General features: G+C 68.5%; 21 protein-coding genes and 2 pseudogenes. 6 read left to right on the forward strand and 17 right to left on the reverse strand.

The window, feature by feature from the left end; all coding sequences use genetic code 11:
* Window positions 1-329: 329 nt before the first annotated feature.
* The 6 genes from LXN57_RS36405 to LXN57_RS36430 form a co-directional block, all read right to left on the reverse strand.
* On the reverse strand, window positions 330-698 hold the full coding sequence (locus tag LXN57_RS36405) for an ArsR/SmtB family transcription factor (RefSeq protein WP_251802769.1): 369 nt from the start codon (window positions 696-698) through the stop codon (window positions 330-332).
* 66 nt (window positions 699-764) lie between these two features.
* On the reverse strand, window positions 765-1,499 hold the full coding sequence (locus tag LXN57_RS36410; protein WP_251802770.1) for a winged helix-turn-helix transcriptional regulator: 735 nt from the start codon (window positions 1,497-1,499) through the stop codon (window positions 765-767).
* A 31-nt stretch (window positions 1,500-1,530) separates the two neighbouring features.
* Window positions 1,531-2,406, reverse strand: coding sequence for a phosphate ABC transporter ATP-binding protein PstB (gene pstB / locus LXN57_RS36415; protein ID WP_251802771.1), 876 nt, complete (start codon window positions 2,404-2,406; stop codon window positions 1,531-1,533).
* 7 nt (window positions 2,407-2,413) lie between these two features.
* The gene (gene pstA / locus LXN57_RS36420) at window positions 2,414-3,325 is read right to left on the reverse strand and encodes a phosphate ABC transporter permease PstA (RefSeq protein ID WP_251802772.1); all 912 of its coding nucleotides are present in this window, start codon (window positions 3,323-3,325) and stop codon (window positions 2,414-2,416) included.
* A complete protein-coding gene (gene pstC, locus LXN57_RS36425; protein WP_251802773.1) occupies window positions 3,322-4,266 on the reverse strand; it encodes a phosphate ABC transporter permease subunit PstC in 945 nt (314 codons plus the stop codon). The genes pstA and pstC overlap by 4 nt, the downstream gene beginning before the upstream one ends.
* A gap of 6 nt (window positions 4,267-4,272) precedes the next feature.
* Entirely contained in the window at window positions 4,273-5,238 is a 966-nt protein-coding gene (locus LXN57_RS36430) for a PstS family phosphate ABC transporter substrate-binding protein (RefSeq protein ID WP_438872962.1), read from the reverse strand.
* A 497-nt stretch (window positions 5,239-5,735) separates the two neighbouring features.
* Here LXN57_RS36430 and LXN57_RS36435 point away from each other — a divergent pair, with 497 nt between their 5' ends.
* Both LXN57_RS36435 and LXN57_RS36440 read left to right on the forward strand, forming a co-directional pair.
* Window positions 5,736-6,404: an arsenate reductase ArsC gene (locus LXN57_RS36435; protein WP_251802775.1), complete on the forward strand. Its 669-nt coding sequence runs from the start codon at window positions 5,736-5,738 to the stop codon at window positions 6,402-6,404.
* Window positions 6,405-6,406: 2 nt separating this feature from the next.
* The gene (locus tag LXN57_RS36440) at window positions 6,407-7,753 is read left to right on the forward strand and encodes an FAD-dependent oxidoreductase (RefSeq protein ID WP_251802776.1); all 1,347 of its coding nucleotides are present in this window, start codon (window positions 6,407-6,409) and stop codon (window positions 7,751-7,753) included.
* 364 nt (window positions 7,754-8,117) lie between these two features.
* Here the strand turns inward: LXN57_RS36440 and LXN57_RS36445 are convergent, their stop codons facing one another.
* Window positions 8,118-8,996, reverse strand: coding sequence for a helix-turn-helix domain-containing protein (locus tag LXN57_RS36445; RefSeq protein WP_251802777.1), 879 nt, complete (start codon window positions 8,994-8,996; stop codon window positions 8,118-8,120).
* A gap of 122 nt (window positions 8,997-9,118) precedes the next feature.
* On the opposite strand from LXN57_RS36445, the gene LXN57_RS36450 reads away from it, so the two are divergent.
* Window positions 9,119-10,225 (forward strand): cytochrome P450 family protein, encoded by a 1,107-nt coding sequence (locus LXN57_RS36450; protein WP_251802778.1) that lies wholly within the window; start codon window positions 9,119-9,121, stop codon window positions 10,223-10,225.
* Window positions 10,226-10,643: 418 nt separating this feature from the next.
* Here LXN57_RS36450 and LXN57_RS36455 read toward each other — a convergent pair whose 3' ends face one another.
* The gene (locus LXN57_RS36455) at window positions 10,644-11,432 is read right to left on the reverse strand and encodes a helix-turn-helix domain-containing protein (RefSeq protein ID WP_251802779.1); all 789 of its coding nucleotides are present in this window, start codon (window positions 11,430-11,432) and stop codon (window positions 10,644-10,646) included.
* An 80-nt stretch (window positions 11,433-11,512) separates the two neighbouring features.
* Here LXN57_RS36455 and LXN57_RS36460 point away from each other — a divergent pair, with 80 nt between their 5' ends.
* The gene (locus LXN57_RS36460) at window positions 11,513-11,902 is read left to right on the forward strand and encodes a nuclear transport factor 2 family protein (RefSeq protein ID WP_251802780.1); all 390 of its coding nucleotides are present in this window, start codon (window positions 11,513-11,515) and stop codon (window positions 11,900-11,902) included.
* A gap of 25 nt (window positions 11,903-11,927) precedes the next feature.
* Here LXN57_RS36460 and LXN57_RS36465 read toward each other — a convergent pair whose 3' ends face one another.
* The 4 genes from LXN57_RS36465 to LXN57_RS36480 form a co-directional block, all read right to left on the reverse strand.
* Window positions 11,928-16,769, reverse strand: coding sequence for a DNA repair ATPase (locus LXN57_RS36465; RefSeq protein ID WP_251802781.1), 4,842 nt, complete (start codon window positions 16,767-16,769; stop codon window positions 11,928-11,930).
* Entirely contained in the window at window positions 16,766-18,763 is a 1,998-nt protein-coding gene (locus LXN57_RS36470) for an SPFH domain-containing protein (protein WP_251802782.1), read from the reverse strand. Before LXN57_RS36470 ends, LXN57_RS36465 begins: the two co-directional genes overlap by 4 nt.
* Window positions 18,763-19,323, reverse strand: coding sequence for a YqiJ family protein (locus LXN57_RS36475; RefSeq protein ID WP_251802783.1), 561 nt, complete (start codon window positions 19,321-19,323; stop codon window positions 18,763-18,765). The genes LXN57_RS36470 and LXN57_RS36475 overlap by 1 nt, the downstream gene beginning before the upstream one ends.
* 196 nt (window positions 19,324-19,519) lie before the next feature.
* Complete coding sequence (locus LXN57_RS36480) at window positions 19,520-19,681, reverse strand: DUF4240 domain-containing protein (RefSeq protein WP_251802866.1); 162 nt, start codon at window positions 19,679-19,681, stop codon at window positions 19,520-19,522.
* 413 nt (window positions 19,682-20,094) lie between these two features.
* Here LXN57_RS36480 and LXN57_RS36490 point away from each other — a divergent pair, with 413 nt between their 5' ends.
* Complete coding sequence (locus LXN57_RS36490; RefSeq protein WP_251802784.1) at window positions 20,095-21,153, forward strand: mannosyltransferase family protein; 1,059 nt, start codon at window positions 20,095-20,097, stop codon at window positions 21,151-21,153.
* A 5-nt stretch (window positions 21,154-21,158) separates the two neighbouring features.
* Window positions 21,159-21,606 (forward strand): annotated as a pseudogene (locus LXN57_RS36495) (MMPL family transporter); the annotation flags it as partial.
* Window positions 21,607-21,641: 35 nt separating this feature from the next.
* Here LXN57_RS36495 and LXN57_RS36500 read toward each other — a convergent pair.
* The 5 genes and pseudogenes from LXN57_RS36500 to LXN57_RS36520 all read right to left on the reverse strand — a co-directional run bounded on the left by LXN57_RS36500 (window position 21,642) and on the right by LXN57_RS36520 (window position 23,260).
* Window positions 21,642-21,872 carry a hypothetical protein gene (locus LXN57_RS36500; RefSeq protein WP_251802785.1) on the reverse strand — a complete coding sequence of 77 codons (231 nt, stop codon included), beginning with the start codon at window positions 21,870-21,872 and terminating at the stop codon, window positions 21,642-21,644.
* A 98-nt stretch (window positions 21,873-21,970) separates the two neighbouring features.
* Window positions 21,971-22,114, reverse strand: a complete 144-nt coding sequence (locus LXN57_RS36505; protein ID WP_251802786.1) for a hypothetical protein — start codon at window positions 22,112-22,114, stop codon at window positions 21,971-21,973.
* 230 nt (window positions 22,115-22,344) lie between these two features.
* Window positions 22,345-22,458 (reverse strand): annotated as a pseudogene (locus LXN57_RS48405) (hypothetical protein); the annotation flags it as partial.
* 32 nt (window positions 22,459-22,490) lie between these two features.
* Window positions 22,491-22,799: a winged helix-turn-helix domain-containing protein gene (locus LXN57_RS36515; protein WP_251802788.1), complete on the reverse strand. Its 309-nt coding sequence runs from the start codon at window positions 22,797-22,799 to the stop codon at window positions 22,491-22,493.
* On the reverse strand, window positions 22,796-23,260 hold the full coding sequence (locus LXN57_RS36520; protein WP_251802789.1) for a hypothetical protein: 465 nt from the start codon (window positions 23,258-23,260) through the stop codon (window positions 22,796-22,798). Before LXN57_RS36520 ends, LXN57_RS36515 begins: the two co-directional genes overlap by 4 nt.
* Between the last annotated feature and the right edge of the window lie 351 nt (window positions 23,261-23,611).

A 23,611-nucleotide genomic window follows, 5' to 3' on the forward strand; every position in this document is an offset into this window, starting at 1 on the left:
GCCAAGCCATCACCGCCGCCGGCACCGGCACCGCCGCGGCCCTGGACGCCGAGCGTTTCATCGCCTCATTCGTCGAGATCTGACGAATACATCCCGCACGTGCAGGGAGCCGGCTGAGGTGCGCCGCGGCCATCGGTGCCGTGCCGACGGCTCGTGACCACGACCCGGCGCCCTCGCTGGTGCACAGCGGAGTCGCTCAGCAACAACAAGCCCGATGCTGAGTACGTTCGCCGAATGTCATTCGCGGTGTCCGACCAGCACGGCATTCCATTGCGTCTGCCGCCGCCGGGTCCGGGTTCGCGCGCGGACTATCGAGGGGAACCGGATCCTCAGGCCGCGGCACGCTGCGAAGCCGAACCGGGGAGAAGATCCCGTACGAAGGCGACCCGGTCGGGCACGAGGGAGTACCAGGCCCAGCTGCCACGCTTGTCGCGGTTGAGCAGCCCGGCGTCGACGAGGGTGCGCAAGTGGTGGCTGATGGCCGGCTGCGTCATGCTGAACGGCTCGGTCAGGTCGCACACACATGCCTCACCCGTGGTGGAGGCCTCGATCACCGACAGGATCTGCAGACGGGTCGGGTCGGAGAGGGCCTTGAAGAGCCGGGCGAGCTGTTCAGCGTCGACGCGGGCCAGCGGCGGCCCAGCCGGATCGGCGGCACAATCGGCCGGATTCACCGGGCGGGTTCGGGCGGCAGGCATGATCCAAGCTTAGGAAGCGCTCAGGGACCGTCGAATGACGGGAAAGTGAACAACGCGTTGGCCTGGTCACGGCGGATCGAGGCGGTAGCCGAGGCCGCGCACCGACACCAGGATGCTGGGATGCTTGGGGTCGTCGCCGAGGCGGGCGCGAATGCGGCGGACGTGCACGTTGAGGGTGTTCGAGGACTCCTCACCCCGGTGCCAGATGAGCTGATGGATCTGCTGGCGGGTCAGTACACGCCCGGCGTTCTGCATCATCAATTGCAGGAGCTGGAACTCGCGTAACGGCATGGTGATCAAAGCATCGCCCAGACGCACCTCGAAGCGGGACGGATCGAGACGCAGCGCCCCCACCTCGAGCACAGCCTGGAACTCCGTTGCCGTCTCCGGGGAGATCGCCTGCAGTAGCTGCAGAATGTCGAAAGTTCGGTAGGGACGTGAGACGCAGGCCCGTGCGCCGGCGGCCAGGGCCTGAGCGACCTGGTCGCCGTCATTCGGGCCGACGGCGACCAGCGTCGGAATGCAGGCCTTGGTGTAGAGGGCACGGGCGATCGCCGATCCGGTCATCGGGGGGACGTGGGCGGCGGTCAGCACGGCGTCCGGCTGCAATACACCGACTTCCAGGAGCGCTTCGGCGGGATCGGTGATGACGATCGCGTCGATCTGGCGTTCATGCAGGGAGTCGGCGAGTTGCTCGGCACTCTCCCGGTCGGGGTCGAGGATGATCAGCAGGAAGCGGGTGCGGTTGATGCGGGCAGCCGTCGGCCGGCACTCGGGAGGATTGATCGGCTCGGTCGGCATCGTGGCCTTCACCGCGTACGAGGCTTGCATCTCAGCCGAAACGGCCGGTGATGTAGTCCTCGGTCTGCTTGTGGTTGGGGTTGGTGAACAGCTTGTTGGTGGCCTCGTACTCGACCAGCCGGCCATGGCGGACACCGGCCTCGTCGACCTCGGCGGTGAAGAAGGCCGTGCGGTGCGACACCCGGGCCGCCTGTTGCATGTTGTGGGTGACGATCACGATCGTGTAGTCGGCGGCGAGGTTGATCATGAGGTCTTCGATCTTGCCGGTGGCGATCGGGTCGAGCGCTGAGCAGGGCTCGTCCATGAGGATCACCTCGGGGCGCACGGCAATGGTCCGGGCGATGCACAGCCGTTGCTGCTGGCCGCCGGACAGCGCGAGCGCGGACTGTTTGAGTTTGTCCTTGACCTCGTCCCACAGGGCGGCGTCGCGCAGCGCCTGCTCGACGAGGTCGTTCATGTTCGTCACCTTCATGCCGGTGACTCGGGGCCCGTACGCGATGTTGTCGTAGATGGATTTGGGGAACGGATTGGGTTTCTGAAAGACCATGCCGATGCGGCGGCGCAGTTCGATCGGGTCGACCTCGCGGGCGTAGAGGCTCTGGCCGTGGTAGGCGATGGTTCCGGCGACGCGGGCGCCGGGGATGAGGTCGTTCATCCGGTTGAGTGAGCGCAGCACGGTCGACTTGCCGCAGCCGGACGGGCCGATGAGCGCGGTGATCTGGTTGCCGGCCATGGCCATGTCGACGCCGCGGACCGCTTCGTAGTCGCCGTAGAAGACAGAGATGTCCTTGAGCGTCAGCACCGGTTCGTGGGCGACGCCGTCGTCGGCTGACAAACGCACAGCGGTGGTGATCAAGGGCGGGGCCGGGTGGGTCATGGCGGCGTCCTTCGGGTCGGGGGTGGTCATGGCGTGCTCACCAGCGCTTCTGGAACTTGTTGCGGATGACGATGGCGGCGGAGTTCATCAGCAGCAGGATGCCCAGCAGCAGCACGATGGCGGCCGCGGCCAACTCCTGGAACTCGGCCTGTGGTTCCTTGATCAGGTTGTAGATCTGGATCGGCAGGGTGGTGTAGGTCGACAACAGACTGTCGGGGTTGAAGCGGATGAAGGTGACCGCCCCAAGCAGGATCAGCGGCGCGGCCTCGCCGAGCGCCCGTGACAGCGCGAGGATCGCACCGGTGGCCATACCAGGGATCGCGGCCGGGAGCACCTGCCGGGCGGTGGTCTGCCAGCGGGTGGCGCCCAGGGCGTACGAGGCCTGACGGATCGATTGCGGCACGGCGCGCAGGGCTTCGCGGCTGGCGATGATGACGGTCGGCAGCACCAGCAGGGACAGCACGATCGCGGCGGTGATGACCGTGAAACCGAGCCCGATCACCCGGGCGATGAGGCCGAGGCCGAGGATGCCGAACACGATCGACGGCACGCCGGCCAGGTTCTGGATGTTCAGTTCCAGCAGCCGGTTGTACCAGCGGGTGTTGTCGGCGTACTCCTCCATGTAGATCGCCGAGGCGATGCCGGTGGGCAGGCTGATCAGCGCGGTCAGCGCGATGACCCACAGCGTGCCGGTGATGGCGGATTGCACGCCGGCGCTCTCGACGCGCGAGGCCCGGCCGGTAGGCATCTGCTGCCACAACCGGGCGTCGAGCCGATTCCAGCCCTTGTAGACGGCGAAGACGACCAACGCCACGAGAAACGCGAACGCGATCAGCAGGCAGAGCTGCAGGGCGAGCCGGAACAGGATCTCGCCGGGCCGGATCCGTCGCTGGGTGAGCGGTGGCGATGGAGCGGCGACGGCTTCGCGGGCGGCGGCAGCGGCGGTCATTCGTACACCTCGCGGAACTTGCGCACCAGGCGGATGGACAGGACGTTGAGCCCGAACGTGAAGACGAACAGGGTCGCGCCGACCGCGAAGATCGTCAGGTACTCCAGGGAGTCGACCGGCAGGTCGCCCTGGCCGGCGCCGGCGATGTAGCTGGTCATCGTGGCCGCGCCCTGGATGGGTGAGGTCGGCACGTCCGCGGTCTTGAGGCCGGCGGCGATGGTGACGATCAGCGTCTCGCCCAGTGCACGGGAGAAGCCGAGCACGATCGCGGCGACGATGCCGGACAGTGCGGCCGGGACGACGACGCGGGTGGAGACCTGCATCTTCGTCGACGCCAAGGCGTAGGCGCCCTCACGCAGCGATCGTGGGACGGCGCTCATCGCGTCCTCGGACAGGCTGGCCACGGTCGGCACGATCATGATGCCCATGGCGATCCCGGCGACGAGCAGGTTCTGGAACTCCGGCTTGTCCGCGGTCGGCCACCAGTCGATCAGGATCGGGTTGAGGAAGGTCAGGGCGAAGAAGCCGTACACCACCGTCGGGATGCCGGCGAGGATCTCCAGGACGGGCTTGAGGACCTTGCGGGTACCGGTGCGGGCGTACTCCGACAGGTAGATGGCGGCGCCGATGCCCAGCGGCACCGCGATGACGATGGCGATCGCCGTGACCCACAGCGTGGCGACCAGCAGCGGCAGCACGCCGTAGTGCTTGTCGGCGAACAGCGGCGTCCACATCGTCTTGGTGAAGAACTCGACGATGCTCACCTGGCCGAAGAACTCCACGGTGGGGATGAACAGCGACGCCACGATGCCGATCGTGGTCGCGACCGAGACCACTGCCGCCACGATGAGCAGGGTTTCGATGAGGCGCTCGCCCGGGCGGGACCGTCCCCGCCGCACACCGGCGGCGGGGACGTCACTGCGGGAGGTATCCGCAACCACAGCTGATCAGCTCTTCTGCAGCTCGGCGAACTCGGCGGCCAACGTGGTCTTCTGCTCGGCGGTCAGCGGAACATACTTGGCTTCCTTGACGACCTCGTCGATGTTCTGGATGTAGAAGTCGACGAAGTCCTTCACCTGCGGCTTGGCCAGGGATGCACCGGAGACGTAGACGAACAACGGCCGCGACAGCGGCTTGTAGCTGCCGTCCTGGGCGGTGGCGACGCTCGGCTCGACGCAGCCGCCGCCACCGTCGACCTTGACCAGCTTGAGCTTGTCGGCGTTCTCCTCGTAGTAGGTGAAGCCGAAGTAGCCGAGGCCGCCTTTGGAACCGGTGACGCCCTGCACGGTGACGTTGTCGTCCTCGGTCGGGGTGTAGTCGGTGCGGCTGGCGCCCTCTTCACCGTTGATCTCGTCGGTGAAGTAGTCGAACGTGCCCGAGTCGGTGCCCGCACCGAACAGCTTCATCGGCTCGTTGGGGAACGACGGGTCGACCTGGTTCCAGTTCGCGACCTTGGATTTCGGTTCCCAGATCTTCTTGAGCTGGGCGACCGTGAGGCAGTCCGTCCAGGTGTTCTCCTTGTTGACCACCACGGACAGGGCGTCGTTGGCTACGATCAACTCGGCGTACTTGACGCCCTTGGCGTCGCATTCGGCCTTCTCGCTGTCCTTGATCGGCCGGGACGCGTCGGAAACGTCGGTCTCGCCGACGCAGAACTTCTTGAACCCGCCACCGGTGCCGGAGGTGCCGACCGTGACGTTGACCTTGGCCTGTTCCTCCGCGTAGAGGTCGGCTGCGGCCTTGCTCAGCGGGCCGACCGTGCTGGAACCGTCGACCTTGACCTCTCCGGAAAGTTGTTCGGCGGTGTCGCCGCCGGAGTCTGTTGATGGATTGTCGCTGCCGCAGGCGGTGAGGGCCGCCGTCAGGAACAGCGCGGCAGTCAGGGCGGTCAGCCGCCCACGCACCGTCTTGATCACGTTCAGTCCTCTGCGAACAGGCCGGCAACCGGGGCTGCCGGGCGTTGCCATGAAGCCGGCGACGACCGCCGACGCCGCTCATAAAAGACGGCTTATGTGAGCCCGACCCATATGCAAGGTGAACGTGCGGTGAACATAAACGGCTCTTTATTTGCGCAGCTCACTACGCATTTTTCTTCACCTCGCGACGCCACTGGTTCATTCTTAGTTCACTTTTGCGGTTCAACTTGGCGTTGGGTACCACCCCCCTGGCGCACCACCCGCTCCCCATATGCCTCAACGCATGTTGACTCAAGCATTCCTGAATCGCCTTGGGAGGCGCAACCCCCGCCTGGGACCCTGGACGAGCTCCGTCCGGCGCCGAGTCCTCGCAAATCCACGGAGCGAATTCGTGCCGATCGGCAAAGTTCAGTGGAAGTTGACTCAACTAAAGCTGAGGTATCTAATAGCGATGCGGCTGCCGGCCGCCCTACACATCACTACGGAGATCAGCGATGACCGACTTCGTCCTGCCCTACGAGCACCGCGACCTGTCCATCGACCAGCAGGTCGCCCTGCGCACCGCCGCCGGCAACCTCGGCCGCGAGTTCACCGGCCTCTACGGCCCCGAGACCATTGAACGGTTCCTGCACAGCAGTTACGACCAGTTCGCGTCCATCAGCTGCGTGCCGAATTTCCTGCCGCTGCTCGCCGAGCGGTTCGCCCGCCAGCGCCTCCAAGCCCTGGCCCGGGTGGAAGGACACCACCGCGACGGCAAGCCGGTCGTGCTGTTCCTGTGCACCCACAACGCCGGTCGCTCGCAAATGGCCCTCGGCTTCTTCGCTCACTTCGCCGGCGACCAGGCCGTCGCCTGGTCCGGCGGATCCGAACCCGGCCATGAGATCAACGCCGCCGCGATCGCCGCCATGGCCGAACGTGGTATCGACATCACCGGCGAGTACCCCAAGCCGTGGACCGACGAGGTCGTCCGCGCCGCCGACGTCGTCGTCACCATGGGCTGCGGCGACGCCTGCCCGGTCTTCCCCGGCACCCGGTATGAGAACTGGGAGCTCGACGACCCGGCCGGGCTCGACGTGGACGCCGTCCGCCCGATCCGCGACGACCTCGAACGCCGCGTCCGCACCCTGATCGACCAGCTCGGGATTCCCGCCGCGAAAGGCTGACTGTGCGACTGCTCGTCATCGGCGGGAGCGACGCCGGCATCAGCGCCGGACTCGCCGCCCGCGAACAAGACCCCGCCACCGAGGTGACCCTGCTGGTCGCCGACACGTACCCGAACTTCAGCATCTGCGGCATCCCGTATCACGTCTCCGGCGACGTTCCGGACTGGCGCCAGCTTGCCCATCGCACCACCGCCGACCTCGAAGCCGCCGGCCTGAATTTGCGCCTCAACCACCGGGTCACCGCCATCGACCCGCAAGCCCACACCATCACCGCCGCGACGACAACCTTCGAGTACGACAAACTTGTCATCGGCACCGGCGCCGTACCGACCATCCCGCCGATCAACGGTCTGGACGAACTCGGCTGGACCGATGGCGTGCACGTCCTGCACTCCATGGGCGACATGTTCGACGTCCAGAACTCGCTGCAGCAACGTCAAGCCCGCACCGCCGTCATCGTCGGCGCCGGCTACATCGGCCTCGAGATGGCCGAAGCCCTGGCCACCCGCGGCCTTCAGGTCACTGTGCTCGAACAGCTCGACCAGGTCATGCCCACCATCGACGCCGAACTGGCGACCCACCTCGAGCAGCACCTCGGCGAGCGCGGCGTGACCGTCTGCCACAGCACCAAAGTTCACACCGTCCGCACCGGGCCGGCGGGCCTGGTCGTCGAGACCGAGGCCGGCGAACACTCCGCCGACATCGTTCTGATCGTCACCGGTGTCCGGCCCGACACGGCTCTCGCCGCCGCCGCCGGCGTGAACCTCGGGCTGCGTGGAGCCATCGCCGTCGACCGGCAGATGCGCACCAACGTGCCGGACGTCTACGCCGCCGGTGATTGCGTCCACACCTACCACCGGATGCTCGACCAGTACGTGTACCTGCCGCTCGGCAGCACCGCTCACAAGCAGGGCCGGGTGGCTGGTCTGAATGCGGTCGGCGGCCAGGCCAGCTTCGCCGGCTCGCTGGGCACCCAGGCGGTCAAGGTGTTCGATCTGGTCGCCGCCGGCACCGGCCTGCGGGATCAAACCGCTCGCCAGGCGGGCTTCGACCCGGTCACCGTGGAAACCCTTGCCGACGACCACAAGGCCTACTACCCCGGCTCGACGCCCATTCGCATCCGCATCACCGCCGACCGCGTCTCCGGACGGCTGCTGGGCGCCCAGCTGCTGGGACACCGCGGCGCCGAGATCTCCAAACGCGTGGACATCTACGCCACCGCCATCAGCTACGGCGCCTCGGTCGACGACATAGCCGAGCTCGACCTCTCGTACACCCCACCGTTGGCAAGCCCGTGGGACCCGACCCAAATCGCGGCCACCGCCTGGCGACGAACGACCACCAGTTGAAACGCACCCATTGAGGGCCGACACCATTCCGTGACGCATGCCGACGCGGCCGAACGCCAACCGTGGTGACCGGCAGGCCCGCTTCCGCAATGACGAGTCGATCTACTCCATCGAGAGGATGTGGTCGGCGTCAGCACGGCGACAGCGGTGGCGACGGCTTGTGGGTTCGCTTCGACGTAGGCCGTGGCACGATTGAAGATCGCGCGGACCACGGCGATCACGGCGCCGTCTCGCCCATCAAGTGGGACGACACGATCGCGGTGCGCCGCTCGTGGTGTTCGCGAAGGGGACGGCGAGCGTTCCGGCAAGTCTCGCGGCACCGCCCGCAGCCGGACCGAGCGCGCCGACCGACGCCGCGAAGTCGTTACGGCACTCGTGACCGGAGGCTCCGGGAGTACTCGGCCGGGGTCCGGTCGTAGCGTTTACGGAAGGAGCGGACGAAGTGGCTGGTGTCGGCGAACTGCCAGCGGGCCGCGACCTCGGAGACGGTACGCCCGGCGGCCAGATCTCGGCGGGCCTCCTCGAGCCGGCGGCGGCGGATGTAGGCGGCGGCCGGTTCCGCGCTGGTGGCGAAGGCGCGGCTCAGGGTGCGCACGGAAACGTGGAGTTCCCGCGCGAGGAGCCCCGGTGTCAGCTCCGGGTGGGCGAGGCGCTGGTCGGCGAGCTCGCGGGCGGCCCGGACCAGCGCGGGCACCAGGGCCGGCTCACCGGGATCCACGTAGCGGTGCACCACTGCGTGGAACAACTCGAGCAGCGCGTTGCGCGCCGCCTCGATGCCGGTCTCGGTGAGGTCGCGGATCGTGTCCTGCAGCATGCTCGCGTGCGCCAGCAGGAGACGCACCTCAGGGGCGCCGGCGGCGGCGATGAACGGCTCGGCCGCGGCGCCGCCGATTGCCGCCGCCGGCACCCCGATGGTCGCGCCCCACGTGTACGGGAGCATCTCGTAGCCGGTCAGGCCGGTCGAACGGCGCACCATCACGTGCCCCGGGCCGAGAGCGACATCGTCGCGGCCGTACCGCAACGTCCAGGCGCCTCCGCGCACCACGTGCAGCCGGAGCATGCCGCCGGTGTCCGGCAACCGGGGCACCGTCAGCCTGGTCGTGGTTCGGAAGACGGTGACGATCACGTCTCCGGCCACGGTGTCACGAGTGCGCACGCGGGCGTCGGGGCCGGTGTCCGTGGCATACGCCGGTGGTGGGCCGCAGTTGTCGATCTGCTCGCCGTGTGCCCCTTGTGCGGTCATCCGGCCATTGTGGCCGAGACGTTCCACCGCCTGGCCCGCCTGTACCAGCCGAGGACACCGCGCGCTGTTTTCCTGGTTGGAGCACCGAGCACCGACAGGGAGCACTGACAAGGGAGCGTGCCGTGGACGGCATTCAGGAGAGCACCGGGCCGGACGGCACGACCGTCGTGCTGGTCACCGGTCATGGCGCCGCCCAGCGGGCGCTGGCCGAGCGGCGTACGACAAGGGTCCTCAACCTCACGAACCTCGGCATTCCGGCAGACGTGCAGAGCGGGCTGACCCGCCAGATGATGTTCCTTGACCCACCGGACCACACCAGGCTGCGCCAGCTGGTGTCGGCCACCTTCACTGCCCAGCGCATCGAGGGAATGCGCCCGCACATCGAGCGCATCGCCGGCGAGTTGCTCGACGCGATGGCGGGCCGGGAGACGGTCGATCTGCTCGACGCGTACGCATGGCCGCTGGCCACCCGGGTCCTCTGTGACCTGATCGGCTTCCCCGCTGACAACGCCGGGGAGTTCCGTACCTGGACCGAGATCGTGGCCGCCGGCCCGGACCGCATGCCCGATTGGCCCGCGCATCTGACCCGGCTGCTCACGATCATCCGCGACCTGCTCGCCGAGCTGCGCGCGCACCCGGGCGACCACCTGCTCAGTGAGCTGATCGCCGCCCGCGACGGCGAGGACCGGCTCTCCGAGGACGAACTGAGCTCGATGGTGTTCCTGCTGCTGATCGCGGGCCACGAGACCGCGGCAAATCTGATCGGCAACGGGGTGTTCCGGCTCCTGGAAGACCGCAGCCGATGGCACCGCCTTCGCGCCGAGCCGCACCTGCTCCCGGCCGCGATCGAAGAGTTCGTCCGGTACGACCCGCCCGTGGCCGCGACGAGCAATCGGCGAGCCGTCGAGACGTTCGACCTGACCGGCCACACCCTCCGCCCGGACACGCAGGTCAACATCAGCCTGGCCCAGGCGAACCGCGACGAGAGCCGGTTCCCGGGCGCAGACGAACTGCGACTGGACCGCGACCCGAACCCGCATCTCGGCTTCGGGCACGGCATGCACTACTGCCTCGGCGCCCCGCTGGCCCGGCTGGAGGCCCGAGTGGCGTTCACCGCTCTGCTGCAACGGTTCCCCGACCTCCGCCTCGCCCTCCCCGCCGGCGAACTGACCTGGCGGCACGACTTCATGACCGGGCTGGCCCGCCTGCCCGTGACCGGGACCCGATGAGCATCAACGCCCACGCGGCGCCTCCAGCACCGTCAGCAGAGCGGCCGGTCCAGCGGCGACCACCTCGCATACGGCCTGAGCCGCAGCGCTTCCGGGCCGCGGTTGCTCGGCCGTTCACCGCGGTTCCGCTGTGCCGTGACAGCGGCGGGCGATGACCGGCTTGAACGGGTCCAGCTTCGAGGGCCGTGGCGGCAACGGCTTGCGCGGTGCCGGCCACGCAGACGTCAGCGCCGCACGGACTGTGCGGCGGCTGATCTGATACTTGCGGGCCGGACCACGCACGGACAGGCCGGCGCGGGAATCCCGTCGGACCGCCGCGAACAGGTCGACCTTCGATCGGTTGGCGCCGGTCCGGCCTCTCGGCCGACCATGTATGAAAGTTGCGGCGAGCGTGACCTATGTCGGCTCCAGGGCTTCCTCATGGCGGCATGACAGGACGCTGCTCCGTGAAGTAGGCGGCGCTCTCCGCGTCTGCCGGGTAGTAGGACTCGATCGCGATCTCGTCGATCGTGATGTCCATCGGGGTGCCGAATGTGGTGATGGTCGAGAACAGCCGCAGCTCTCGTCCGCCGATGCGAAGGATCATCGGGATCACGACGTCGGGTTCGATCAGTTGACTCGAGGCATTCTCCGGTTCGGGCGCCAGCAGTTCTTCGTAGAGTGCGGTGAGTTCAGGGTCGGGAGCGGTGGCGAGCTGGCGTGAGATCCGGGTGCGGAACACTGCGCGCACGTCGGCCAGGTTGACGACCATGCGAGCGAACCCGCGCGGGTCCAGGCCCAGCCGCACCAGGTTGACCGGCGGCCGCAGCAGATCAGGAGCCACCTGTGCGAAGAACGGGTCGACAGCGCGATTGGTCATCACGATGTTCCACCGGCGATCGAAGACCACTGCCGGATAGGGCTCGTGCGCGCGGAGCACCCTGCTGACCGCGTCGTGGACGGCTGACAGTGCATTGTCGTCGAGCGGACGCTCGGCGTATCGAGGTGCGAAACCGGCGGCGAGCAGCAGCCGGTTGCGATCACGCAGCGGCACGTGGAGCTGATCCGCGAGTCGGAGGATCATGTCGGCGCTCGGCTTGGACTTACCCGTCTCGACCAGGCTGACGTGGCGAGCCGAGACGTCCGCAGCGATCGCGAGATCCAGCTGGCTGAGTCCCCGGCGCTGCCGCCACTGACGCAAGAGTTCCCCGACCGCGTACACGATCATGGAGCGTACTCATCGTTGCGCCGGACGCCATGAAATCCGAGTTCATCGACAATCGGAGCGACCACGGAAACACTGCATCCATGACCACGGAGAACAAGAGCATCGTCCAACGGGCGCTGGCAGGACTGATCGAGACGGGCGACGTCGACGGACTCGCACTGTTCCTGAGTGATGACTTCGTCCACCACAGGCCGGGTACAACCACAATGACCAAGGCCGAATGGCTCGCCGCCGTCCGCGCCGCGCTGGGCCCGATCGCCGGCATGCAGGTCGAGATCCATCAGGTCCTGGCCGACGGCGATCACGTCGTGATGCACTCGCGGCGCTGGCTTCCCGACGCGGGACCGGAGATTGCGGTCGTCGACATCTGGCGGATCGACGACGGGCTGATAGCCGAGGCGTGGGAGATCATCGAGCCGGTGGCCCAGGTGGCCGCCAACCTGGTGTGGTGGGAACCTGCTCAGCACTGACCGTGCGTGACGTCCATGCCGACTTCTACGACGCCGGCTTCTCCGATCGACCTCCGCCGACGTCACGGATGGCGGACTCGATCTCGCGGACCCGGTCGGCCAGCAGACCGACCGCGCCGACCGCCCGCACCAGGGGGTCGTCGTCGGCGCCCCCCAGAGCCTGTTCGCGGCGGTACGCGGCCTTGACGTCCTCCCACCGCGCGGCCTGCTCGCGGGTCAGGCGACCGCGCAGCGACGCCAGCTTGAGCAGGTTGGCCTCGGCCCCGGCGGCCAGCGTCTGGGCCTCGCCCAGGTAGTGGTCGTCGATCACGGTATCGAGCTCGTCGTCGTTCATCGCCGGGACGATGCGTTCGGCCAGCTTGTTCATGTTGCGGTACGAGCCCTGCAGGCGGAACGGCGGCTCGGTGCGCGCCGCATCCGACTGCGCCGCCGACGCGATGTACGCCTGGTTGTTGCGCAGCACCACCCGCTGCGCCCGCTTCATCTTGCGCAGCACCGACAGCACCTGCTCGAGCTCGGCCGCCGAGTACGGGTAGGACAGCCGGTCCGCCCGGACAGAATCGTCGCCGTCGGCCAGCCGCAGCAGCAGCGGCAGGTCGGCCCGGTCACGGCCGGCCAGCGGGGCCAGGGTGGTGTTCGCGGTGAGCGCGTTCTCCAGGTAGGACAGCTCGAACAGATCGTCGCGGCCGGCCAGTACGTCGCCCAGGTTCCACACGTCGGCCCGGTTGGCCAGCATGTCCGGCACCCGGAAACGGCGGCCGGTCTCGGTGTACGGATTGCCCGCCATGCACACCGCGAACCGCTTGCCCCGCAGGTCGTAGGTGCGGGTTCGGCCGTCCCAGACGCCCTCCATCCGGCGCTGGGCGTCGCACAGGGAGATGAACTTCTGCAACAGCTCCGGATTGGTGTGCTGGATGTCGTCCAGGTAGAGCAGCACGTTGTTGCCCATCTGCAGGGCGAACGAGATCTTCTCGACCTCCTGCCGCGAGGTCGCGTCGGGTGCCTCGGCCGGGTCGAGCGAGGTCACGCCGTGGCCGAGCGCCGGGCCGTTGACCTTGACGAAGATCAGGCCGAGCCGGTCGGCGACGTACTCCATCAACGTGGTCTTACCGTAGCCGGGCGGCGAGATCAGCAGCAGCAGGCCGGACTGGTCGGTGCGTTTGCCGTCGCCGGTGGCGCCCAGCTGCCGGGCCAGGTTGTCGCCGATGAGTGGCAGGTACACCTCGTCGAGGAGGCGGTTGCGGACGAACGTGGTCATCACCCGCGGCTTGAACTCGTCCAGGCGCAGCCGGTCGCGCTCGGCGGCGGCCAGCGCGGCGCGCTGTTTCTGGTACGCGCGATAGGCCGGCATCTGTTGCTCCCGGAGCCGCCGGGTCCGGCTCAGCAGATCATCCAGCCGTACGGTCATCGTGCCGCCGCTGATCCGCGGGTGCACGCCGAGCAACCCGGTCACCGTCTCGGTGAGCGACGCCGACACGTCGTAGCGGGTATGGCTGGTCAGCTCGATCGCGACCGCCTCGATCACGTCGGCCGGGTCACCCGCGTCCGGCCGGGCGGCTCGGAAGGCGCTCAGCCAGGCGTGGGCCAACTGCTGCCGCGCCTCCGGGTCGTCCTCGAGCGCGCGCAGGTCGGCCGCGTACTGCCGGCCGGCCGGTGCCTGCGGGCCGCCCAGCTCGCGGTGGAACCGGTCGAGCAGGGTGCGCGCCCCGGCGCTGGTGGCGAATCCGTCCGGGCCGGCGGCCAGCTCCTCGGCCAGGTATTCGCCGCCCGGCGCCAGTTCGGCGCACAGCTCGTCCCAGGCCGGGCCGGCCGAGCCGAACATCTGCCGCACCCGGGCCAGCGACGCGGCCCGCAGCGCCCACGACTCCCGCTGAGCCGAGGTCGCGCCGAAGGCCCAGAACAGCTGCGCCGCCGCCCGCACCTCTGGCTCGTAGCGCAGCAGCCCCGCCCCGGCGTGCAGCCGGATCAGCGCAGCCAGGATCAGCGCGGCATCAGCGTCGTGGACGCCCCGCTCGTACCCTTCGTCGTAGCGGGCCGCGGCCCCGCGCCGCACGAGCTCGCGCAGTGTGTCGTTGATGAGGGCGGCCGCGGCCACCGCCGGGTCGGCCGCGAAGACGGCCGCGGCCAGGTGCTCGCCCCGGTAGACGTGCGCGTCCTCGGAGACCAGCGGCTGGTTCCAGAACGGCTTGGTGGCGAGGAAGGCGTCGTCGCGGATCGGCCCGCGATAGTCGGTTCCGGTGATCGCAAAGGCCAGTTCACCGGCGTGCGGCACCAGGGTGAGGTCGATCGCGGCGGTGTTGACCGCGAACGCATGCCGGCCGAGCCGGATGGTTCGGCCGCCGTCGTCGTACAGGTCCCGCCGGTCGCGCAGTGAGCGCCCGGCGTCCTGCCGCACGGCCTTCAGCTGCCCGTCGAGCTCCTCGGCGCGGACGCTGTCGCCCAGTTCCCTCAGGTCGCCGGTGAGCGCGCGCAGCTTGGCGACCATCGGGTCGGTGGCGAAGTACGTGTTGATCTGGTCGGCATCGGCGAGCGCGCCGATCCGGCGGCGAACGGCGTCGAGGATGCGGCGGGCCGAGTCGGCGAGCCGGTCAGCCCGGCGGGCCTGCTCGTCCAGCAGAGCCTGGCGCCGGCCGGAGATCGCCTCGTACACCTCGGTGCGCTTGGCCCCGAGCTGCTCGGCGAAGTCGGTGAACTCCCCGAACCGCGTCTCCAGCGTCTCGATCTGCGCCATCAGGCGGGCCAGGTGCTCGTCGCAGCGTTCCGGCGTGTCGGCGGCGGCCAGCGCGCCGCTGACTGCCTGCCCGAACAGGGCGAACTCGGCCGCGAACTCGGCCCGGCCCTCGATTGCGGCCAACTCCCGGCGGCGGCCCTCGACGGTGGCCCGGGCCCGGTTCAGCCCGCCCAGCACGGTGCCGAGGCGTTCCAGGATCGCCACCCGCACAGTGGCGTCGGCGATCTCCAAGCCGCCGACCACCTCGGTGATCGCCTGCAAACCGTCGAACTGCTCGCCGATCCGGGCCGTGACCGGCTCCGCCTCGGCCGTGGTGGCGATCGCGCCGGCCGCGGTGACCAGGTCCTCCACGGTGGACTCGTAATCGGCGAACGCATCCGGCCGCTGCAGGTGCTCGACCGCGCGGCGGGCCGTCTCCTCGACGGCGCCGGCCAGGTTCGCTTCCACGGCGTCGATCCGGGCCAGGTCGGCGTAGCGCATCTCATGCAGCCCGGCAAGGCGCCCCTGCTCGTGACGCAGGCCGCCGAGCTGGGCCACCCAACCGCCGGTGGTGGTGGGATTCTCGGCACGGGCCTTACCGATCAGCGAGGCGGCGTTGCTCTCGGCCGCGGTCACCGCGTCGGCTGCCTGTGCGGTCAGCACCTGCACCGATTCGAACTCGTCGAGCACCTGCTCGGCGGTGGCTCGCACCTCGCCCAGTGGCTCGCCCAGGTTCTCCAGCTCCGGGTCGTTGAGCCAGTGATAGCTGTCGGCCACCCGCGAGCAGGCCGCGATGATCGCCTCGAAGACCGGGCCGGACGGGGTCATCTCCTCGACCATGCGGTCCACGGCGAGCGCGTCGGCGATGCCCCGCACCAGGTCGGCGTTGCCGATCCGGTCCAGCGGGCCGGTGCCGGCCGGGCGGCTGGCGGCGTGCGTGTCGGACTCGTACGGGGTCTGCCAGACCTGCATCGGGTGCACGCGGGCGGGCTCTTCGGTGGTCGTGCGGAAGACGACCAGGGTGCCGTCGTCGAACAGCGAGTAGCCGTTGGCGGCGATCGGGGTGGCGACCTCCTTACGGATCACGTTGTACGGCAGCAGCAGGTAGCGGCCGGTGACGCGGGCGTGGAAGACGTACAGCACGTCCTCGCCGTTGACCGAGTGGATGGCGCGCTCGTACTCGAGGTCGGTGGTTTCCGCGTCGAACGTCTTGGCCGCCCCGGTGGCCAGGTAGTAGCCGCCGGGGAAGATGACGCCCTGGTCGTCGGGCAGCCGGCGGCAGGCCTGGCCGATGCCGTCGAGCCGGCACACGTCGCTGGTGCGGGTGTTGAAGACCAGGAATCGAGGAACCGTCTCCTGGTACGGCAGCACACGCAGCAGAATCAGCGGACCGACCCGGGCGTACGAGATCTCGCCGTCGGCCAGGCTCTGCAGCGGCTCGTCGACCGGCTCGGAGAAGATGCCTTCGCCGTCCTCGGTGTTGTTCTCCACCTTGACGGTAAGCCTGCCGCCGACCGTCTCGACGAACACCTCGTCCTCGATCGACACGTGCGGGTGGCGGCCCAGCACGTGCTGCTCGCGGCCGGTGACGGTCCATTCGAAGTCGTGCTGCGGCGGGAACACGTGGTCGCGTTCACCGCGGTTGTCCTGATAGGACACGGAGCCGTCGGTGCGGACCTGCCAGCGCAGCACCTTGAGGTCGTCGCCGCGCGCGCCGGTCTGGAACACGGCCAGCAGCAGGTTCTCGACGCGGCGCAGCTGCAGCAGCTTCGTCTGCTTGTAGTAGCGGTAGAGCTCCGCGAAGTCTCGCTCGAAGACCGGGTCGTCGAGCAGCCCGGGCAGCGTGGCGGACTCGAACGACTGGCCGGTGAACCGGTGCACCGCGAAGACGTCGGAGATCGCGGTCTCGGCCTTGAGCCCGATGAACACGTTGTAGCCGAACAGCATGACGCCGCCGGCCTGCGCGATGTCCCGCGGCACGCAGATGTTCTCGGTCCGCACTCGATCGGTGTGCAGCAACCGGGTCTGCTGCCCGCCGAACGTCTCGATCCGGCGGGCGTTCAGCTTCTCGGCGCGGCCGGCCAGTTCGCGCGCACGCGCCCCCAGCCGGCCCCGCAGCACCTCGTAGGTGCCGGCGTCGATGGTCTCCGCGGTCACCGGGGCGCCGGCACCTTGCCGTCGGCGATGCCCATCTTCTGGGCGGCGGCCAGCAGCTCCCGCAGCTTGCCGGCGTCCTGGCCGCCGTTCTTGATCTGCTGGGTCAGGAACGCGGCCAGGCTCACGTTGGCCGCGTCGGCCGTGGACACCGAGCCGACCACGCGGCCCAGGTCGTCGGCGAGGTTGGCCGACCCGTCCAGGTAGCGCGCGCCGATGCCCTGGGCCACCGACGAGTGCTCGACGAAACCGTCGACGCTCTTGCCCAGCGTGATCGAGCCGATCAGCTTGTCGAAGAACATCGAGTCGCCGCCGACGATGTCGATGTCGGCCTTCTCGAGGCCGGCCGACAGCACCATGGCCTGAGCCTCGGCGATCTCGCGGTGGACGTTGATGCCGGCCAGGCGGATCTCCTTCTCCATCTCGAGCCGCAGGCGGTACTCCTCATGCTCGCGGGTGGCGTCGTCCAGCGCGGCCATCGCGCCCGCCTTCTCCTGCAGACCCTCGGCCTCGCCCTTGAGCTTCTCGCGGATCGCCTCGGCGACGACCAGCGCCTTCTCCCGCTCCACGGCGGCCTCGGCGCGGCCCGTCTTCTCGATCACCTCAGCGTTGCGCTCGCGCACCTGCACGTCGGCCAGGCCGGACGCGGCCGCCTCGGCCTGCGTGCCCTCGGCCAGCCGGATCTTCGACCGGGTGTCAAGCTCGGCCGCCTGCTGACGGGCCTCGGCCAGCAGCACTTCCTCGCGAGCCTTGAACTTGGCCGCCGCTTCGGCCGCCTCGGCCGCCTTGATGTCCTTGACCAGGGACTCCTGAGCCTCGGCCTCGGCCTGGATGACGACAGCCTGGCGAGTGCGTTCGGCCTCCTCGACCGTACGCAAGCGCTTGATGTTCTCTTCCTGCTCCGCCACCGTCTTCTCGACCGCGATCCGCTCCCGGATCACCTCGGCCATCAGCCGCTTCTCCCCCTCGACCTCCTTGTCCTTCGAAATCGTGGACAGCTCGGTCTCGCGGTCGCGGCCGATCACCTCGAGCATCCGGTCCTTCTCGATGCGCTCGGTCTCGATCGCGATGACCCGCTCACGGTTCTTCTCGGCCACCGCGATCTCGCGGCGCTTGTTCTCTTCCTGTACGCCGAGCTGCTGGTCGGTCTTGAGCCGGGCGCCCTCGGCCCGCAGTCGCTCCTCGGCGTGGGCCAGGGCAATCTCGGCCTCCTCGCGGGCCCGCATCGTCTCGATCTCGCGGCGCTGCTTGATCTCGGCGTCGGTCTGCCGGCGTTCCAGCTCGAGGATGGCCTCCCGCGCATCGACGTTCTGGCGGGTGATTTCCTTTTCCTCGTTGCGCCGGAAGTCGTTCGTCCGGATCGCCTCGATCGCGGTCAGCTCGGTGATCTTGCGGATGCCCTGGGCGTCCAGGATGTTCTTGGGGTCGAGCGAGGCCATCGGCGTCTGCTCGAGGAAGTCGATCGCCGCGTCCTCCAGGCTGTAGCCGTTGAGGTCGGTGCCGATCACCTCGATGATCTGGTCGCGGAAGTCATTGCGCCGGGTGTAGAGGTCGACGAAGTCCAGCTGCTTGCCGACCGTCTTGAGCGCCTCCGAGAACTTGGCGCTGAACAGTTCCTGCAGCGTCGACTCGTTGCTGGCGCGGTCGGTGCCGATGGCCTGGGCCACCTTGATGACGTCCTCGGTGGTCTTGTTGACCCGCACGAAGAACGTGATCCGGATGTCGGCGCGGATGTTGTCCTTGCAGATGAGGCCCTCGTGCCCGGTTCGTGTGATCTCGATGGTCTTGACCGAGATGTCCATCATCTCGGCCTTGTGCAGCACGGGCAGCACCACCGCGCCGGTGAACGTCACATCGACCCGGCGCACCTTCGACACGATGAGCGCCTTGCCCTGCTCGACCTTGCGGAACATGCGGCTGACGAAGAACAGCACACCGATCGCCACGAGCAGCACCACGGCTGCGAGCACACCGAACCCGGTGGAGACAACGTCCATCAATGACCCCTCGTTGCGATATCGGTAGGAACGACCCAGAAAAACTCCCCGTCCGGGTCGAAGCCGTAGAGCAGCGCCTCAGACCCGGAATGCAGATCGTCGGCGCCGGCCTGGCGCACCTGGACGACCGCCGACGAGCCGTCCGCAGCGTGCACCTCAGCCTGGCCGAAAGTGCTGGTCACCCGCCCGGTACGGATGATGCAGGTGAGCCCGACGAAGTCGGCCCGCGACACGTCCGGCCCGTCGGGCAGCAGTCTACGGATGGGGATGATCAGGAGGCGGGCGAGCAGCCAGCTCAGACCGAGCGCGGCGATCAGCACGGCCCACAGCGGGATCGGCCCGTGGAACTCGCCGCCGGCCAGACTCGCGAACCAGGCGAACACGATGACCAGCGACAGCGAGATCGGAACCGGCACCCCACCCAGCCCGGCGAAATGCAGCGGGCCGTGGTCGCCCGCGTCGGAGCCCGCATCCGGGTCGGCGCCCCCGGCGATGACCACCAGCCAGTAGCCGACGACCACGACGAGCAACGGAGTGAACAGGACAGTCGGAAAACTCAACGCAGCATCGACGAAACTGCCCACGCCCAGACGCCCCCGTCCTGTCACCGTGACCTCATGGTGACAACCGGCGTCCACCCATGATCGCCGCACATTCTGACCGACGAACTCCCCGGACGGCCACCCCTGCCTGCACCTTCTACGTCAAACGGTCATACGGCGGCGGGGCGGGCGGGGCGGCGCAGCCTCCGAAAGGTCACCCCGCTCGCGTACGTCGTCCCGCCGCGACCAGCACACACCGGACGTAGATGAACACATCGCTGCTGACCGTGTGAGCGGCGGTGAGATGCGCCGGGATGTCCAGCGTCCCGAGCATCAAGGCAAGTTGATCGGCGAAGCCGGTGATTGGCGTGATCACCGGCAGGTGATCAATGGAATGTTGTGGCGGATCGACAACGGCGCGAAATGGGATCAGCTCCGGGGCCGATTCGGGCCGACGAAACCTGCTGCGACCGGTTCGCCCAAGCCCTGGGCAAGCGTACCGGCGCGTGTGCAACCTCGGGGAGCAGGCATACGTCACGACGGTATGAGATCTATCGGAATCGAACCGGTCGGAGCGGCGCCCTCCCCCACCTCGGGGGTCGCAGATCCTCCGGCGCCGCCGCAGCCAGCCGACCCGGGGAAGCCGTTGTGACGGGCCTTCTCGCACCTCCCGCCGCAGTCCTCGCACCGTCCCGTTCTTCTGAAGGATCAGGCCCCGGCTGGCGCGGGGCGCTGCTGACAGCCGGAGCGGTGTGGTCGGTCGTCACCGTCGCTCACCTGGCTGTTCAGATGTTGGCCTGGCTGCCCCGCGATCACGGCGGATCGACACCCGCGACGGCCGAACTCTTGACCGGCTTGAACAGGTGGGACACCGAGCACTACTTGCGCATCGCCGAGTCGGGTTATAGCACTGATCCCGGATCTCCCGCCTTCTTCCCGCTGTATCCACTGCTGATCCGGGCTACGGACGTGATCGTCCCCGGCGGCGCCCTGGTTGCCGCTCTGCTGGTCGCCAACGTCGCGGCGTTCGGCGCACTGGCCATGGTGTACCGGCTGGCCGACGGTGAGTTCGGCCCTCGGGTGGCGCAGCGGGCTACGTGGTACCTGGCCATCTTCCCGACCGGCTTCTTCCTGTTCATCGGCTACAACGAGTCGCTGTTCATCTTGCTCATGGCGGGTGCCTTGTATGCCGGACGGCGTGGGTGCTGGTGGTGGGCCGGCTGTTTCGGCGCGCTGTCCTCGGCCACCCGGTTGTTCGGTGTCCTGCTGGTGCTGCCGCTCGCCGTCGAATACTTCCGCCAGGTTGGCTGGCCGTTACGCCGCCTGCGCCTCGATGTGCTGAGCCTGGCGCTGATCCCGCTGGGAGCCGCGCTCTACAGCCTGTACTGCCTGTTCGCGCTGAACGACCCGTTGGCGTTCAGCGCCGCCCAGGATCGGTGGGGACGGCAATACACCGCGCCGGGAGCCGCCTGGGCGAGCGCTGTGGAACGGGCACAGGGTGGGCTGCTGAGTGCGGACACTCTGGGCGCCATCATCGATGCCGGCACTTTTCTTCTCGCGGTGGCCTTGCTGGTGCTGTCGGTGGTCGGGCCGTTCAGGTTCCGCCGTGACCAGATGTACCTGACGGCGCACGGGGCGCTCAGTCTCGTCCTGCTGATGTCCACCACGTCATGGTTCCGGCCGATGATGTCGTCCGCCCGCTACGTACTCGAAGTCCTGGCGATCTTCCTCGTCCTGGGCCGGCTGGGCGCTCACCCGGTGGCGGACCGGGCGATCCTGGTGGTCGGCGCAACGCTCCACGCGACGTTTCTGCTGATTTTCACGGCCGGGACCTTCTTCGTGGGGTGACGGTGGTGACCGGTGTCGTGGTAGCCGCCATGGTCCTGGTGATCACGTTCGGTTCCCTGGTGGCCGCCGGTCTGCCACTGCTGACCGCGCTGCTTGGCATCGGCGTTGGCGTCGGCGCGGTCACCGCCGCCACCGGCTTCGTCGATCTGTCTCCGACCACGCCGATCCTCGCGCTCATGCTCGGCCTCGCTGTCGCCATCGACTACGCCCTGTTCATCGTCTCCCGCTATCGCCAAGAACTCGGCCAAGGCCGCGACACACTGGACGCCGTCGGCCGGGCCACCGGCACCGCCGGCTCAGCGGTCGTGTTCGCCGGGCTGACCGTCGTGATCGCGCTGGCCGCCGTCTCCGTAGTCGGCATGGCGCTCCTGACCCAGATGGGCCTGGCTGCCGCATTTGCCGTGGGCGGTCGCTGTGGTCACCGCATTGACGTTGCTGCCCGCGATGCTCGGCTTTACAAGCTCGAACCGACCAAACACCACAGGCGGCTAGTCCTCGGACATGTTCGCCCCGGCGCCGACGCAGGCTTTGCGCATGCGGCGCCCAGGCTGGTTGACCAGCGCACGAGGAACGGGGTGGCGAACGACGCGATGCCGCTCCACACCGCAGTCCAATGCGGCGTGCACGGTCGCGACAGCTTGCTGTGTGGTGACGTCCTTGAACGCCAATGGCGCGGTGCCCAGCCCGATCCTCTTCATGGGCTGATTTCGGTCGGTCATGGTGAGATGTGTACGGCGGCCGGTGATCGGGCCGGTTGCGAGTCGGGAACCGGCCTCTGTGTATGGGGCAACGCGATGCTGCCCCATACACACTCCGGTCAGGCCCGGTTGTTCCAGAAGAGCCTCTCGCTGCGATCGGGGTCCTCGACGATCCTGCTGTCGGCGTCGATCCACATCGTGGCTCGGTCCTTCGGGCTGTACGCGGGCCGGCGCGGCACGCCCGGCGCGGGTCGGCCGGCCATGACGGGCGAAGCCCGACCACAGCGCGCTCATGTGCCGCGCGGTTGCCCGCTGGCCCCGGCCGGCCTCGCGGTCCTCGCCGGGCAGGGAGATCGCCCGCAGGTTCGACACGTCGGCGTTGACAGGCACGAGGTAGTCGGCGAGGTTGGCGTTGGCGATGCGGCCGTCGCGCGGGGTCGGTGACGCTGTGTTCCAACAGGGCCGTGCCGATGCCGCCGACCATGCCGCCGAAGGCCTGACTGTCGGCGAGCACCGGGTTCACGATCCGGCCGGCGTCGTAGAGCCCGAGCAGCCGGCGGACCCGGACGATGCCGAACCGCGCGTCGACGGCGGGCTCACGGCCCACTGAGCGATCCCCAGCATCGCAGCGGCGGCGCGTCAGGGCTGAGGGTCGGCCGCCGCACGGGTCGCGATCTCCTGCAACGCCGCGACGTGCCCGCTCAGAGCGGCACGGCCGGCCGGGGCCAGGTTGATCCAGGTACGCGGGCGCTTGCCCACGTAACCCTTGCGCACCTCGACATAGCCGCCGTCGGCCAGCGAGGACACTCGCTTGGACAGGGCCGAGTCGCTCAACTGGACGGCGTCGCGGACGAACGCGAACTCGGCCCACTCGGTCCCGGCCAGCAGCGCCACGATGGACAGCCGGGTCGGGTCGAGCAGAACCGGGTCCAGTTTCGCTCCGGTCAACGCATCGCTCCCCGGGCGAGCACCCGGCGCTGCCACCACGGACCCACCCCGGCAACCAGAAGACCACCCGCCACCCCGGCCCACACCGTGGCGTGCGGCACCTCGAGCCGGACCAACAGCCAGGCTCCCACGGCCATCAGCACGATCACCACACCGTTCCACACCATGCTCCGCGCATCCCGGGGAACGCGCGGCCGCACCGGACGGCGCAGAAGACTGCCACCGAACCTGGTGTTGGCCAGAAGCGACAGCGCCAGCAGCATGAGGACGATCGTGGTGCCCCAGTCACGCATGAACTGTGGCTGCTGATCAACCAGCACGCCCCACACCACCAGCAGGGCCCCGGAGGCGATCCAGGCCCAGCGGGAATGCGTCGCGGCCTCAGCGGTCTGGGTTTGACGCCGGCCGACGTCGTCGAGCGCTTGCTGGGCCTGCTCCGGCGTGGGCGTGGGCGTGGTCATGACGCACCTCCATCAACGTTCACGGAACTACTTTCTCTAAGAGAAAGTAGTTTCTCGAGCTGGCGAAGTCAACCGGACGGAGTCTCCCGCGCGACTGGGAATTCGGGGCTGAATGGCCTCTGAGGCAGAGGTAGCGGGTGCGCCCAGAAGGATCAGACCAAAAGTCGCCCGAAGGCAGAGATCCGGATAGTCTTCCGTCAGATGGGCGGGATGCCCACGGGCACGGCAAAGGCGGAGAGTGCGCGGCCGAAGGCTCTGTGTTGATGTCCAGAGTGGATTTGACGGGGCGGGCACGGCTACGGTGATCTTGAGGTTCCTACGCCTTAAGTTCACCTCGTGGAGTACCGTGCC

Origin of the sequence: Paractinoplanes hotanensis (genome assembly GCF_023717965.1) — a bacterium.
Taxonomy (GTDB): domain Bacteria; phylum Actinomycetota; class Actinomycetes; order Mycobacteriales; family Micromonosporaceae; genus Actinoplanes; species Actinoplanes polyasparticus.